This window comes from Xanthomonas vasicola, assembly GCF_000772705.2.
GTDB classification, from domain to species: domain Bacteria; phylum Pseudomonadota; class Gammaproteobacteria; order Xanthomonadales; family Xanthomonadaceae; genus Xanthomonas; species Xanthomonas vasicola.
In genome coordinates, this window is sequence record NZ_JSBW02000051.1 from 15,775 (window position 1) to 29,487 (window position 13,713).

Annotated in this window: 12 protein-coding genes and 1 pseudogene; 11 read left to right on the forward strand and 2 right to left on the reverse strand. The window is 63.1% G+C overall.

All coding sequences use genetic code 11. The annotated features are described in order from the left end of the window. The first annotated feature begins 528 nt into the window (after window positions 1-528). On the forward strand, window positions 529-1,644 hold the full coding sequence (locus NX05_RS24970) for a YopT-type cysteine protease domain-containing protein (protein WP_230597701.1): 1,116 nt from the start codon (window positions 529-531) through the stop codon (window positions 1,642-1,644). A 526-nt stretch (window positions 1,645-2,170) separates the two neighbouring features. Here the strand turns inward: NX05_RS24970 and NX05_RS14255 are convergent. Beyond that, window positions 2,171-3,097, reverse strand: coding sequence for a phosphoribosylaminoimidazolesuccinocarboxamide synthase (locus NX05_RS14255; RefSeq protein WP_039434056.1), 927 nt, complete (start codon window positions 3,095-3,097; stop codon window positions 2,171-2,173). A gap of 209 nt (window positions 3,098-3,306) precedes the next feature. On the opposite strand from NX05_RS14255, the gene NX05_RS14260 reads away from it, so the two are divergent. Further along, complete coding sequence (locus NX05_RS14260) at window positions 3,307-3,636, forward strand: J domain-containing protein (RefSeq protein ID WP_010368045.1); 330 nt, start codon at window positions 3,307-3,309, stop codon at window positions 3,634-3,636. A 150-nt stretch (window positions 3,637-3,786) separates the two neighbouring features. Here the strand turns inward: NX05_RS14260 and NX05_RS23820 are convergent. Next, window positions 3,787-4,615, reverse strand: a pseudogene (locus tag NX05_RS23820) (outer membrane protein). A gap of 245 nt (window positions 4,616-4,860) precedes the next feature. Between NX05_RS23820 and rpe the strand changes: the two are divergent. From rpe to trpD, 9 genes are all read left to right on the forward strand, one after another. Then, on the forward strand, window positions 4,861-5,562 hold the full coding sequence (gene rpe / locus NX05_RS14270) for a ribulose-phosphate 3-epimerase (RefSeq protein ID WP_172645745.1): 702 nt from the start codon (window positions 4,861-4,863) through the stop codon (window positions 5,560-5,562). After that, window positions 5,559-6,050 carry a GNAT family N-acetyltransferase gene (locus NX05_RS14275; protein ID WP_017115962.1) on the forward strand — a complete coding sequence of 164 codons (492 nt, stop codon included), beginning with the start codon at window positions 5,559-5,561 and terminating at the stop codon, window positions 6,048-6,050. The genes rpe and NX05_RS14275 overlap by 4 nt, the downstream gene beginning before the upstream one ends. A 235-nt stretch (window positions 6,051-6,285) precedes the next feature. After that, window positions 6,286-7,215 carry a lipid kinase YegS gene (gene yegS, locus NX05_RS14280; protein ID WP_039434058.1) on the forward strand — a complete coding sequence of 310 codons (930 nt, stop codon included), beginning with the start codon at window positions 6,286-6,288 and terminating at the stop codon, window positions 7,213-7,215. A 581-nt stretch (window positions 7,216-7,796) separates the two neighbouring features. Beyond that, entirely contained in the window at window positions 7,797-9,272 is a 1,476-nt protein-coding gene (trpE, locus tag NX05_RS14285) for an anthranilate synthase component I (protein ID WP_039434060.1), read from the forward strand. Beyond that, window positions 9,272-10,333 (forward strand): threonine aldolase family protein, encoded by a 1,062-nt coding sequence (locus tag NX05_RS14290; RefSeq protein ID WP_039434062.1) that lies wholly within the window; start codon window positions 9,272-9,274, stop codon window positions 10,331-10,333. The genes trpE and NX05_RS14290 overlap by 1 nt, the downstream gene beginning before the upstream one ends. 31 nt (window positions 10,334-10,364) lie before the next feature. Next, window positions 10,365-11,129: an SIMPL domain-containing protein gene (locus NX05_RS14295; protein ID WP_039434065.1), complete on the forward strand. Its 765-nt coding sequence runs from the start codon at window positions 10,365-10,367 to the stop codon at window positions 11,127-11,129. Window positions 11,130-11,139: 10 nt separating this feature from the next. Further along, window positions 11,140-11,718 (forward strand): anthranilate synthase component II, encoded by a 579-nt coding sequence (locus NX05_RS14300; RefSeq protein ID WP_010368061.1) that lies wholly within the window; start codon window positions 11,140-11,142, stop codon window positions 11,716-11,718. 152 nt (window positions 11,719-11,870) lie between these two features. Further along, window positions 11,871-12,503, forward strand: a complete 633-nt coding sequence (locus tag NX05_RS14305) for a flavin reductase family protein (RefSeq protein ID WP_039434068.1) — start codon at window positions 11,871-11,873, stop codon at window positions 12,501-12,503. Between the two features lie 115 nt (window positions 12,504-12,618). Then, window positions 12,619-13,656, forward strand: coding sequence for an anthranilate phosphoribosyltransferase (trpD, locus tag NX05_RS14310; RefSeq protein ID WP_010379436.1), 1,038 nt, complete (start codon window positions 12,619-12,621; stop codon window positions 13,654-13,656). Window positions 13,657-13,713 lie beyond the last annotated feature (57 nt).

The window sequence follows — 13,713 nt, forward strand, 5'->3', positions numbered from 1 at the left end:
CTGCGGCTCGTATTTCGCGTTAGATCGGTGTGATCGGCACATTCCGCAGATGCATGGACTTGCATCTGCCGAGAAACGAATCCGAAACGAATGCTGCCTATCGCTGGTGAGGAAGCGGCGCGCATCCTGCCGGAGGGCTGAAGTACGGGCCGGCGCGATTTCCGCTACGGAGCGCATCTGGCATCGGTGCGTCCGCAGCGAGTTACGGTGCTGCGCGGTTCCTGTTGCGACATGGACACCTAAGAAGGCCCTGGGCAACGCATGGACCGGCTGGAGAGCTGCAATCTGGGTTAGTGGCGACGATTGCGGTTATTGTACTTAAGCATCGTGCGCGCCAACTAGCCTGTCTCAGACACTGACCGACAGCCTATGACGGAGTCGTTCAGAGTTTCTTTATTCGACCTGGATTCTTGCATGGGTCACGCATAAGAGCGTCCCCATTTTTCTGCTTTCGTGGCGCGCATTAGCCGTGACGAAACGAAATCCTTTTGATAATGCGCTGTGCCTGCTCGGACTCAGGAGTGACTCATGGCTAAAACTCGGCTTGCATTTCCCGTTGCGACTGCGGCCTCTATTCCCTCGCATACCCAGGCTCCGCCCGTATCAGAACTGTGGCGCGAAGCGCCTTCGTCTGGAAATGCCACCTCGTGTGGCCCGCTGGCGGGGCTGCCGCGACGGCCGGCACGGGCACACCGCAGTGCCTCGTGGTTGTCTGCTTCGCGCTCCGGCCTGGATCTGCCTTCATGTGAAGCGCAAGCCGGTAAACCGACGGAGACAGTTGCGACTTCGGTTGGCTGCGTCGATGTACCCACTCGCTTGAAAGCAAAGTTGATTGGTTTTGCCTGCTGGGCTCCGTCCGATAAAAGCGTTTTCGAAAAAAGTCTTCGATTCGGTTTTGTACAAGACAGGAAGAGTTTAGAGACTGTGTTCAATGGTGATGAGATAGGGGACGGCGGGTTGTGCGCCGGACTTTCTGCCATATGGATGAATCTCCACTGTGCCGTCCCCGATGCCAAAGTCAGCACGAGACTGCAAACGCTGGCCTCGCCTGAAAGCCTGCACCACGCCCTCATTTATCAGAGACTTTACTGTCTTCACCACGAAGACAGCCTTAACCTGCGTTACTCGACGCAGGGCTTGTTCGAACCTAAATCAATTCAATCTGAGGCGTTCCGCAAAATTAGCGAAAATTCACTAGACCCAATACTGTCAGTAGAGTCAGAGGGGCGTGAGCACATGAACGAACTCTACGGAATCGCTAGGGAGTATATGCCGATAAAAAGCACGTCATCCTCGGCGGAAATGGCTGAGGCGATAGCGACCGTCGACGGTTACGCCAGCCTCCTTTACCAGCGCATCCATAATGACAAAAAACAGCGTAGCGCGCATGAAATGAGCATGTACCGGAGCGCCCAAAACGGCATGATCACTTTCTTCGAACCTAACTTTGGGGAGTTTAGATTCAGCACCAAAGCGGCTGCCCAGTTCCTGCGGGAATTAAAAAAAAGGGTGCGAGATAGAAGCGACATTTACTTCAACTGGATATTGACACGAGTCCGACCGAACATCGCAGGCACGAGTACGCCCATTGACGTGTTGGTAGATCACATAAAAGCAAAGTATGCAGCTCGCCTCGTGCCTTAGCTGGACATGACGGTCAATTCTCGTCGTGGTTTTTTTTGACGCGAAACGCCGCAATGCAAGTCACTCTCTGCTCCGTACGCGCGAGGATCCTAAAACGGTGATTCGACCGCAGCGGAAATGACCCCCTGCATAGCGGCTGACCCGTACAAGCTGCACTAGACCTCATCGACGCGCCGGGCTTCGAGTCCATCTTTGCCCGGCAATGGCCCAGCTCATCAGGCTGGTGCCGCAGGGTGGAGTCCGATCCGGTCTTTCAGCTGGCGTAGCTGTTCCACGCGTCCGAATTGTCGCTGAGGCAGACCGTCAACAACAGCGCGCGCCGGTGCATGCTGGCTCATGCAACCGAGTCGAAGCCAGACCACAGCGGCGCCTGTCCGGCGTCGCGCGTCTGGTCGTTCGCGGGTGCGTCCCGCTTCGTCAACGAGGGGATCGCCGAGGTGGAGCGAACAAGCCCGTGCGCTCCCACTTCGCCTTGATGCGTGGCTTCCTCAGTAAAGCGCGAGGCCCGAACGCGAGGCCTTGAAACTCAATCGACCCAGATATCTGCCAGCCGCTGCAGCGCTTCGGCATATTTTGCCCGTGTACGGTCGATGATCTCTGCCGGCAGGCGCGGGCCGGGCGCGGTCTTGCCCCATTCCAGGGTTTCCAGATAATCGCGCACGAACTGCTTGTCGTAGCTCGGCGGGCTGGTGCCCGGTTCGTATTGGTCGGCCGGCCAATAACGCGAGGAGTCCGGGGTCAGCATCTCGTCCATGATGTACAGCCGGCCATCGGCATCGGTGCCGAATTCGAACTTGGTATCGGCCAGTAAAATGCCGCGTTCGGCTGCAAAATCGGCTGCGAAACGGTAGATGCGCAAGGTGGCATCGCGCACGCGTTCGGCCAGTTCGGCACCGACCGTCTTGACCATCGCATCGAAGTCGATGTTCTCGTCATGGTCGCCGGCGGCGGCTTTTGTCGAGGGAGTAAAGATCGGCTCGGGCAGTTTCTCGGCTTGACGCAGCCCGTCGGGCAATTCGATCCCGCTGATCTTGCCGGTGCGCTGATAATCCTTCCAACCGCTGCCGATCACATAGCCGCGTGCGATGGCTTCCACCGGCACGGGCTTGAGCTTGCGCGTGACCACGGCGCGTTTGGCGTACAAGGTCGGGTCCACGCCCTCGGGCAACACCTGCTCCACGCCGATGTCCACCAGGTGGTTGGGCATCAGGTGTTCGGTCTTGTGGAACCAGAAGTTGGATACCTGGCACAGCATCTCGCCCTTGCCGGGAATCGGGTCGGGCAGCACCACGTCGAACGCAGACAGACGGTCGGTGGCCACCATCAACAGATAGTCGCCCGGGGGCGCATCGGCGGGCAGGCGGTCGCGGGGAATATCGAAGACATCGCGGACCTTGCCACGGTGACGCAACGGCAGGCCGGGCAGATCGGATTGCAACAGCGTGGTCGACACAGGCACTCCTAAGGACGTCGCTATGACGCTGTCCTCGGGACCCGGTGGGCCCGCGGTTGGTCAGCGGGCCGCGTAGTGTACGGCGCTTCGCCGCCGCCCGCAGAATTTATTGGCAGCCCCGGGGCGGGGGCCTAGGCAGGCGCCGTCAGCCAGGCCGGGCGTTCGTTCGGGTAAGATCGCCAGCCCGCCTCCCGCCCCCGATCGCCCCCATGTCCTGGTACGGAAAACTGCTCGGCGCACTGGCCGGCGCCCTGCTGTTTCGCGGGGCACCGGTGGTGGGGCTGATGATCGGCCTGGCGATCGGCCACGCGGTCGACGCCGGCTGGTTCAAGCGGCGCGCGGAAAACCCGTATGAAGCGCTGGGCCTGGAGCCGGATGCCACCGCCGCCGAGATCGATCTGGCCTATCGCCGGCTGATCTCGCGCTACCACCCAGACAAAATGATCAACGCCGACCCGGAAGCCCGTCGCCAGGCCGAAAAAAAGGCCAGCCAGATCAACGCCGCCTACGACCGGATTCAACGGCTACGCAAGCGCTGAGCGAAGGCCGCGCGCCGAAAACGGATGGGTCGAGGTTTGCAGAGCGTCTACGCAGCAGGCTCTTACAGCGCAGTGGCGTCACACTGTAAAAAACGCCTGATCATGACGATCAGGCGCCGTGGTTACCCACACAGACGGCTTTTAGAACTCCTAGGTCGCCGTCAGCCGCACCACATTGGTCGAAAAATCGGTATCGGTACGACGCAGACCGGTACCGGCCGGATTCATGCGCAGGAACGGGTTGGTTGCCGGCGCGGTGCCCGGCCCGACGCGCACGCGGGTGGCGTCGTCCTGCAGACGGGTGAACAGGTACTCCACGCCCACCGAGACGTTGTCGCTCAACCACCTCTGCAGGCCGATGCCGGCCTGATAGCCATCGGCGCTGTCGCCGCCGCTGCTGGTGAAGCTGTTGGCGGTGTTGCTGCTGTTGAAGCTATGGTCGAACTCGCCGCGTGCAACGCCGGCGGTGACGTAGGCCAGGTAATCGCCGTGCTCACCCAAGGCGTAGCCGATGCGGCCGCGCAACGCCGCGGTGCGGTTGAACTGGCGGGTGAAGGTGTACAGCGCCGGGTTGGTGCTGAACGCGCTGACGCTGTCGCGGATATCGTTGCGGGTGCATTCGGCCACTACGCCGTAGACCCAGTCGCCGGCCTGCCAGTCATACCCAGCGGCGCGCCGTATTCGACACCGCCCTTGTCCTTGCTGCAGCCGCTGGCGGGAGTGCGCCCAGCCGTGGCGGCGCCGCAGAAGCCGGGCGAGAACGCATCGGCGCCGGTGGCGGTGCTGACCTGGTCGCCATCGCTGCCATCCAGTTGGTGTCGAAGCCGAAGCGGCCACCGGACACGCCGGCTGGGTCGGCCCCGCCGACGTTGGCGTCGATGGAAAAGTCTGACCAATCGGCGGGGCCGGATTGGGCCCAGGCCGAGGGAGCCAAGGCCAGCAAAACAAGCGCGGCGGGAGCGAGCGGGGTTGTTTTCATGCGGTCTCCTTGCATCTGGTGTGGCGCGCCGGCCGGGTACCTGCGTGCTCGCGTCCGTTACAGATGCAGGTGGGTGGCGCTGGAGAGGGCATTGCATGGCGCGACAGCAGCCGATGCAGCGGTCAGCAACGTGGTCGTGGCGGTCAAACCCCGTCACCTGCGCGATGCGAGCCGCCCAACGATGGAAGGATTCTCAGATGTGTCCAGTGGCGTTCGGCTTTCCTCGCCGGGCCGCGGTTGCGACAATGGCGCTCCTGCATTTTTCCGAGCTGCCCATGCAACCGACGGCGATCGCCCCGTCCATCCTGTCTGCCGATTTCGCCCGTCTGGGCGAGGAAGTGAACAACGTCCTCAACGCCGGCGCCGACTGGGTGCACTTCGATGTGATGGACAACCACTACGTGCCCAACCTCACCATTGGCCCGATGGTCTGCCAGGCGCTGCGCAAGCACGGCATCACTGCACCGATCGACGTGCATCTGATGGTCGAGCCGGTGGACCGCATCGTGCCGGACTTCGCCGAGGCCGGCGCCACCACCATCAGCTTCCATCCCGAAGCCAGCCGCCACGTGCACCGCACGATCCAGTTGATCAAGTCGCACGGCTGTCAGGCCGGGCTGGTGCTCAACCCGGCCACGCCGGTGGATATCCTGGATTGGGTGCTGCCCGAGTTGGATCTGGTGCTGGTGATGTCGGTCAATCCAGGCTTTGGCGGGCAGGCCTTTATTCCGTCCGCGCTGGATAAATTGCGTGCCATCCGCACGAAAATCGACGCGTTGGGCAAGCCGATCCGGCTGGAGATCGATGGCGGCGTCAAGGCCGACAACATCGGCGCGATTGCCGCAGCCGGCGCCGACACCTTCGTCGCCGGGTCGGCCATCTTCAACGCGCCCGACTATGCGCAGGTGATTGAACAGATGCGCGCGGCGGTGGAGGCGGTGCGATGAGCCAGCCCGCGCCGCAGATCCGCAGCGCCACCCCCGACGATGTGCCATTGCTGCATGAACTGATCACTGCGCTGGCGGTCTACGAGCGCGAGCCGGATGCGGTCAAGGCGAGCCTGGAAGATCTGCGCACCAGTCTGTTCGGCGAGGGCGCCACCGCCCATGCGCTGATCTGCGAGCAGGACGGTCAAGCGCTGGGATTTGCGGTGTATTTCTTCAACTATTCCACCTGGCTGGGCCGCAACGGCCTGTATCTGGAAGACCTGTTCGTGCGCCCGCAAGCGCGCGGCAAGGGCGCGGGCCTTGCGTTGTTGCGGCACCTGGCGCAGCTGGCGGTGCAGCGTGGCTGCGGGCGGTTCGAATGGTCGGTACTGGACTGGAACCAGCCGGCCATCGACTTCTATCAAGCGGTGGGTGCGCGCCCGATGGATGGCTGGACCGTCTACCGGCTCGACGGCGAGCGGTTGGCTGCGTTTGCCGCAGGCAGCTGAGCCCGCGCGCACCGGGAATCCAACGTCACGCAAACGGAAGGCCGCTCCCGAGGAAGCGGCCTTCAAGAAAATTGGAGGCTGATCCTGCCTCCGCCCGTCGTCCCTGCTATGACCTTCTACTCTCCGGGCCATCGATGACATGGCAATGACAGCGTCCCGGCGGTGCCTATTCACGATCTACCCATTGGCCCGCTGCTAGCCTGCGGCCATTACCCTCACAGCATCGGCAGCGCGCATGGCCCCGTCCCACTGGCGTCTGATCCTCAATGGCAAGTCCACCGATAATCTGGAACTGCGTGAGGCGGTGGGCACGCTGCGCAAGCGTGGCATCCAGCTCGATGTGCGGGTCACCTGGGAAGACGGCGATGCCGAACGCTACGTCGGCGAAGCGGTGGCCGACGGCGTGGACACGGTGGTGGCTGCCGGTGGCGATGGCACCTTGAGCGAAGTGGCCGCCGCGCTGGCGCACCACGATGGCGATGCGGCCACATTGCCGTCGCTAGGCCTGGTGCCGCTGGGTACCGCCAACGACTTCGCCACCGCTGCCAACCTGCCGATCGCCCCACTGGACGCGCTGACCCTGATCGCCGAGCGCGTTGCGCAGCCGGTCGACCTGCTGCGCATCGACGCCGATCACGGCGCGCATTGGTGCGCCAATGTGGCCAGCGGCGGCTTCGGTACCCAGGTCACCGTGGAAACCGACGAGGGCCTGAAGAAGATGCTCGGAGGCCTGGCGTATCTCATCACCGGCATGTCGCGGCTGGGTCGTATCGACCCGATCAGCGCCCGCTTCAGCGGCCCGGATTTCAGTTGGGAAGGCGAATTCATTGCGCTGGGCCTGGGTAACGGGCGCCAGGCCGGTGGCGGCCAGGCGCTATGCCCGGAGGCGTTGATCGACGACGGCCTGCTGGATGTCACCATCGTCCCCGACCTCGACGGCGAAGTGGCTGCTACGCTCGGCACCTTGGTCACCGGCGGCAAACAGGCTGCACTCGAACGTGTCGCCGTACGCGCCCGGGTGCCGTGGCTGGAGATCGTCTCCCGGCAATCGCTGACCTTGAACCTGGACGGCGAACCGGAAACCTCGCGGCACTTCCGCATCGAATGCGTCCCAGCGCGGCTGCGGATGCATTTGCCGGGCGAGTGCCCGCTGCTTGGGGGGTGAGGACGGGGAATCGGGAATGGGGAATTGGGAAAGCGTGGCACGCATTTCGGTGAGCCCCGCAATCCCGCCGCTTCAAGCACCTCTCCGGCCGGGTCGATGAGGCACTGCTTGCGCGCCATTGGCACGTGCCCTGGAGCGCCCGCGCTGCTAGCGTGGGCCGGTGCGTCGCAGGGGTTGGGGTGAGTGCCCTGCGGCGATTCGCATGCCGCGACCTGACCACCTTGTTCAGAGAAATAGTTGCCGCAAGCTAGCGCACGAAGCGCACGAAGCGCACCGCGCCGCGCGGACTCTAAGCGTGCGCACTGAGGTCCAGCGCCCACCAGCCTGACGACATCAACCAACTCGCCTGCGTGCCTCAGCTCTCCGCCAACCCGCAAAACCACATCAGCAACACCATCCCACCTTCGCCGTTGTTGAACGGCGTTCGCCTGCGCCTGCTGCCCTGGGCCAGCAGTTGCGCTACAGTAGCCGTGTGTCCCGCCTGACGACCCCACGCTCCTTCTCTTCCGCTCGCCGCTGGTGGTGATGGTGGCCCGTTGCCGTCGTCCGCCCCGCCACAGAGCCCCGGAAGGAAAGTCGTCTTGATCACTGCAGAGCAGTTCCAGCGCCAGGCCGCTGAAGGTCACACCCGTATTCCCATTGTCCGCGAAGTGCTGTCCGACCTGGACACGCCGCTTTCGGTCTATCTGAAGCTCGCCGACGGCGCTTACACCTATCTATTCGAATCGGTCGAAGGCGGGGAGCGCTTCGGACGCTATTCCATCATCGGCCTGCCGGCGCGCCGTGTGTACAGCTTTCGCGGCCACACGCTGGACGTCAGCGAGCACGGCGAAGTGGTCGAAACGCGCGAGGTCGCCGACCCGTTGGCCGAAGTGGACGCACTACGCGCCGAGCATTCGGTGCCGCAGCTGGATAGGCTGCCGGGCTTCACTGGCGGGCTGGTCGGCTGGTTCGGTTTCGAGTGCATCCAGTACATCGAACCGCGCCTGGGCAGCGGCGACAAACCCGACGAACTCGGCACGCCCGATATTTTGCTGATGCTCTCCGAAGAGCTGGCAGTGTTCGACAATCTCAAGGGCCGCCTGTACCTGATCGTGCATGCCGACCCGCGTCAGCCGCAGGCGTATGTGCGTGCAAATCGGCGTCTGGACGAACTGGCCCATCGCCTGCGCCAGGGCGGTGCGGGTTATCCGCGCGCACAGATTTCTGATGCGATCGGCGAATCGGATTTCCATTCCTCGTTCACCCGCGAGGAGTACCACGCGGTAGTACGCAAGGCGCAGGAATACGTGCGCGCCGGCGACATCTTCCAGGTGGTGCCATCGCAACGTTTGCGTGTGCCGTTCCGCGCGCGCCCGGTGGATGTGTATCGCGCGTTGCGCGCGTTGAATCCCTCGCCGTACATGTATTTTCTCGACGTCGGCGGCACCCAGGTGGTCGGCTCGTCGCCGGAAATTCTGGCGCGTCTGCGCGACGGCGTGGTCACCGTGCGCCCGATTGCCGGCACCCGCCCACGCGGTGCCACGCCGGAACTCGACAAGGCGCTGGAAGCTGAATTGCTGGCCGACCCGAAGGAGCGCGCCGAGCACGTGATGCTGATCGATCTGGGCCGCAATGATGTCGGCCGCGTTGCCGAGCCGGGCACGGTCAAGGTTGGCGAGCAGTTCGTGATCGAACGCTATAGCCACGTCATGCATATCGTCAGTGAGGTAACCGGCACGTTGAAGGCCGGTTTGAACTACAGCGATGTGCTGCGCGCCACCTTCCCGGCCGGCACTGTCAGCGGCGCGCCAAAAATCCGCGCGCTTGAAATCATCCGCGAGCTCGAGCCGGTCAAGCGCAATGTGTATTCCGGTGCGGTCGGCTACATCGGGTGGCACGGCGATGCCGACACCGCCATCGCCATCCGCACCGCCGTCATCCAGGACGGTTATCTATACGTGCAGGCCGGTGGCGGCGTGGTCTACGACTCCGACCCCGACCTGGAATGGCAGGAAACCATGAACAAGGGGCGCGCGCTGTTTCGCGCAGTCGCCCAGGCGGCAAAGGGCCTGTGATGGACGGGCAGGGCAGCAATGCGCGCATCAGCTTTCGTAACGACTACAGCGAAGGCGCGCATCCGCGTCTGCTGCAGGCGTTGGCGCAGGCCAGCGCCGAGCAGCACGCCGGCTACGGTACCGATCGGCACACGGCGCGTGCGGTTGCGTTGATCCGCAATGCAGTCGCGCAGCCGCAGGCCGACGTGCATCTGTTGGTCGGCGGCACGCAGACCAATCTGATCGCGATCAGCGCGTTTTTGCGCCCGCATCAGGCGGTCATCGCGGTGGAGGCGGGGCATATCGCCACGCACGAAACCGGGGCAATCGAAGCGACTGGGCACAAGGTGCTCACTGTGCCGGCGCTGCACGACAAGCTGACCCCTGCACTGATCGAGCCACTGCTCGCTGTGCACAGCAACGAACACATGGTGCAGCCACGCCTGGTCTATATTTCCAACAGCACCGAAAGCGGCACCATCTACACACGTGCCGAACTTGATGCGTTGTCTCGGTTCTGCCATGCAAACGATCTGCTGCTATATCTGGATGGCGCACGCTTGGGCGCCGCGCTGACCGCCGACGGCAACGATCTGGATCTGCCCACAGTTGCCGCGCTCACCGACGCGTTCTACATCGGTGGCACCAAGAATGGTGCGCTGCTGGGCGAAGCGCTGGTCATCGTCAATCCCGCCCTGCAGGCTGATTTTCGCTATCTGATCAAGCAGCGCGGTGCGTTGCTGGCCAAGGGCATGGTGCTCGGCGTGCAATTCGCCGCGTTGTTCGACGGCGGTCTGTTTTTTGAATTGGCGACGCATGCCAACGCAATGGCACAACGCTTGCGCGCCGGCCTGCTTGCCGCACGCGCGCACTTCACAAGCGACTCGCCGACCAATCAGCAGTTCATCGCCATCAGCGCGCAACACGCAGCGCAGCTGGCGCAACGCTACGACTTCGAGCGCTGGGAAGTGCGCACCGATGGCAGTCACGTGATCCGCTTCGTCACTTCGTGGGCGACCACGGCCACGGCGGTCGATCGCCTGTGTGCGGATGTGGCGGCACTGCAGCGCGGCGTGCCGTAAGCATGCGCATCATTCACCAGGGAGAAGGCAGATGAAGCAATTGACGCGTTGGATGCTGGTGGCACTGCTTGCAGTGCCGATGCTGGCGACAGCGCAGGTCAACAGCCTGCCGTCGCAGCCGCATTTATTGGTGAAGGGACAGGCAGAAAAAACGGTCATGCCCGACCGGTTTTTTGTGACGATTAATTTTCGCGCCGTGGATCTGCAGCCGGAACTTGCACGCAAGCGCGTCCAGTTAGCCGCCGAACAGATCCTCACGTCCTTGAAGGCGCACCATGCCCTCAAGGACAGCATCGAAGCCTCGTCGCTGCAGATACAGCCTTCCTATTCTTACGTGGCGAACGGAACACAAAAATTCGAAGGCACTGAAGTCAAACGCGGCATTGGCGCGGCATTTCAGGCGCTTGATGATGCGCGGCAGTTTCTCGGCGACATGAAGACGAGTGACGAAGTCCAGCTGTCGGGTATCCAGACGTCCTATAGCAAGGAAGCCGAGGTGCGTGCGCAACTCAAGCGCGAAGCTGCTGACCAATCACGCAGTTCTGCAGCCGAACTTGCCAAGGCGTATGGCGTCCGGATTCAGGGGCTTTACACGATCTCCGATGTTGCACCGAATTTCGCCTATGGCATTCAGGCGGGCAGTTGGCCGACAAAGGTCCCTATGATCTCACTTGTCTCCGCATCGCCGGCACCGTCTGCGCCTGTTGCTGATCGAGGTGCAACCGTCGAGTCACTCGAAGCCGGCAGCATCACCCTCACCGAAAATATCTATGCGGTCTTCCTGATCGCGCAATGAGTCCTTTGCCATGCTGCTGATGCTCGACAACTACGACAGCTTCACCTACAACCTTGTGCAGTATCTGCAGGCACTGGGCGCCGAGGTCATGGTGGTGCGCAACGACGCGATGCGCGTCGATCAGATCGCCGCGCTCAGGCCCGAGCGCATCGTCATCTCGCCAGGTCCGTGCACGCCCAACGAGGCAGGCATCTCGCTGCAATTGATCGAGCAGCTGGGTCAGACCACACCCATCCTGGGCGTGTGCCTGGGCCATCAAAGCATCGGTCAGGTCTATGGCGGCGATGTGATCCGTGCCGGCAACATCATGCATGGCAAGACTTCGCCCATTCGCCATGAGGGCAAGGGCGTGTTCGCCGGCCTGCCGGACAGCTACGAGGCCACCCGCTATCACTCGCTGGTGGTGGACAAGACCACCTTGCCGGATGCGCTGGAGGTCACCGCCTGGACCGAAAATCCGGATGGTTCGATGGAAGAGATCATGGGCCTTCGCCATCGCCAGTTTCCGGTCGAAGGCGTGCAGTTCCATCCCGAATCGATCCTGACCCAGCACGGGCACGCCTTGCTGAAAAACTTTCTGCAGCGTTGATTACGATGCGTCATCTGCGTCTTGGTGTGGCGACTGCATCGCGCTGATGCGTCAACGCAGCGACGATACAGAGCCACGATGTCACCCGACCCACGCAACTCCCGCGCAACTGATGTCACCGCCGCGCCGGCTTCCACCGCATCCGGATCATGATGAGCACACCCGACGAAAGCATCCATTTCTACGAGCCGACCCGGGGCCACGGGCTGCCGCACGATCCGTTCAATGCCATTGTCGGCCCACGCCCGATCGGCTGGATCGGCTCGCGCAGCGCCGAGGGCATTGCCAATCTGGCGCCGTACAGTTTTTTCAATGCCTTCAACTACATTCCGCCGATCGTCGGTTTTGCCAGCATCGGTCGCAAAGACAGCCTGCGCAACATCGAAGCCACTGGCGAATTCACCTGGAATCTGACCACCCGCCCGCTGGCCGAGGCGATGAATGCCAGTGCGGCGATGGTGCCAGCGGAGGTTGATGAATTCGATCTTGCCGGCCTGCAGATGGCGCCATCGCGCCTGATCGCTGCGCCACGCGTCGCTGCCAGCCCGGTGAGTTTCGAATGCCGGCTCAGCCAGCTATTACCGCTGCAAACCGCCGCCGGTCATGCCATCGAGACCTGGTTAGTGCTGGGCGAAGTGGTCGGCGTGCATTTGGCTAAGTCGGCGTTGCACGAGGGCATCTACGACCCGGCCGCAGTGCAGACGATTCTGCGCGCAGGCGGGCCGGCCGATTACTACGAAGTGCAACCGCAGGCGCGCTTCCGCATGCGGCGTCCAGGCCAATGATCATCGTCGTTGTTTCGCCTAGTACGTCGCTCAGCGCCCGCGATTTCCCGCACTGATTCAGCACGCCGCGAGCCGCTTGCGGCTCCATCCATCACGTTCTGCCACGGTTGTCCCCATGCCCATCACTCCGCAAGAAGCCCTCCAGCGCACCATTGAACACCGCGAAATCTTCCATGACGAAATGGTCGAATTGATGCGGCAGATCATGCGCGGCGAGGTCTCCGACATGATGGTCGCGGCCATCCTCACCGGGCTACGGGTCAAGAAGGAAACCATCGGCGAAATCGCCGGCGCCGCCACGGTGATGCGCGAGTTCTCGCGCCGCGTAGAGGTGAGCGATCGCCAACACATGGTCGACATCGTCGGCACCGGCGGCGATGGCTCGCACACCTTCAACATTTCCACCTGCGCGATGTTCGTTGCTGCAGCCGGCGGTGCCAAGGTGGCCAAGCACGGCAATCGCAGCGTCTCGTCCAAATCCGGCAGTGCCGACGCACTGGAGGCATTGGGCGCGGTGATCGAGCTGCAGCCCGAGCAGGTTGCCGACGCATTGGCGCAGACCGGCATCGGCTTCATGTACGCGCCGGTGCATCACCCGGCCATGAAGGTGGTGGCGCCGGTGCGTCGCGAAATGGGCGTGCGCACCATTTTCAACATCCTCGGCCCGCTCACCAACCCCGCTGGCTCGCCGAACATCCTGATGGGCGTGTTCCACCCCGACTTGGTCGGCATCCAGGCGCGCGTGTTGCAGGAGCTTGGCGCCGAACGCGCGTTGGTGGTGTGGGGGCGTGACGGCATGGACGAACTCTCGCTCGGCGCCGGCACCCTGGTTGGCGAATTGCGCGATGGCCAGGTGCACGAATACGAAGTGCACCCGGAAGATTTTGGCATCGCCATGTCGGCCAGCCGTAACCTCAGGGTCGCCGATGCGGCGCAATCGCGCGTGATGCTGCTGCAGGTTTTGGATAACGTGCCCGGCCCCGCGCTGGACATCGTGGCGCTCAATGCGGGTGCTGCGTTGTATGTGGCCGGCGTGGCCGACAGCATCGCCGACGGCGTGCTGCGTGCACGCGCGGTACTCGCCGACGGCTCGGCGCGCGCGCGGCTGGACGCTTATGTCGCCTGCACCCGCCAACTCGCCGTGCAGCCCTGAGTCATGCCGGCGACCGCAACGCAGCGTCAATCACCCGCCAGCATCCTCACAGTGACG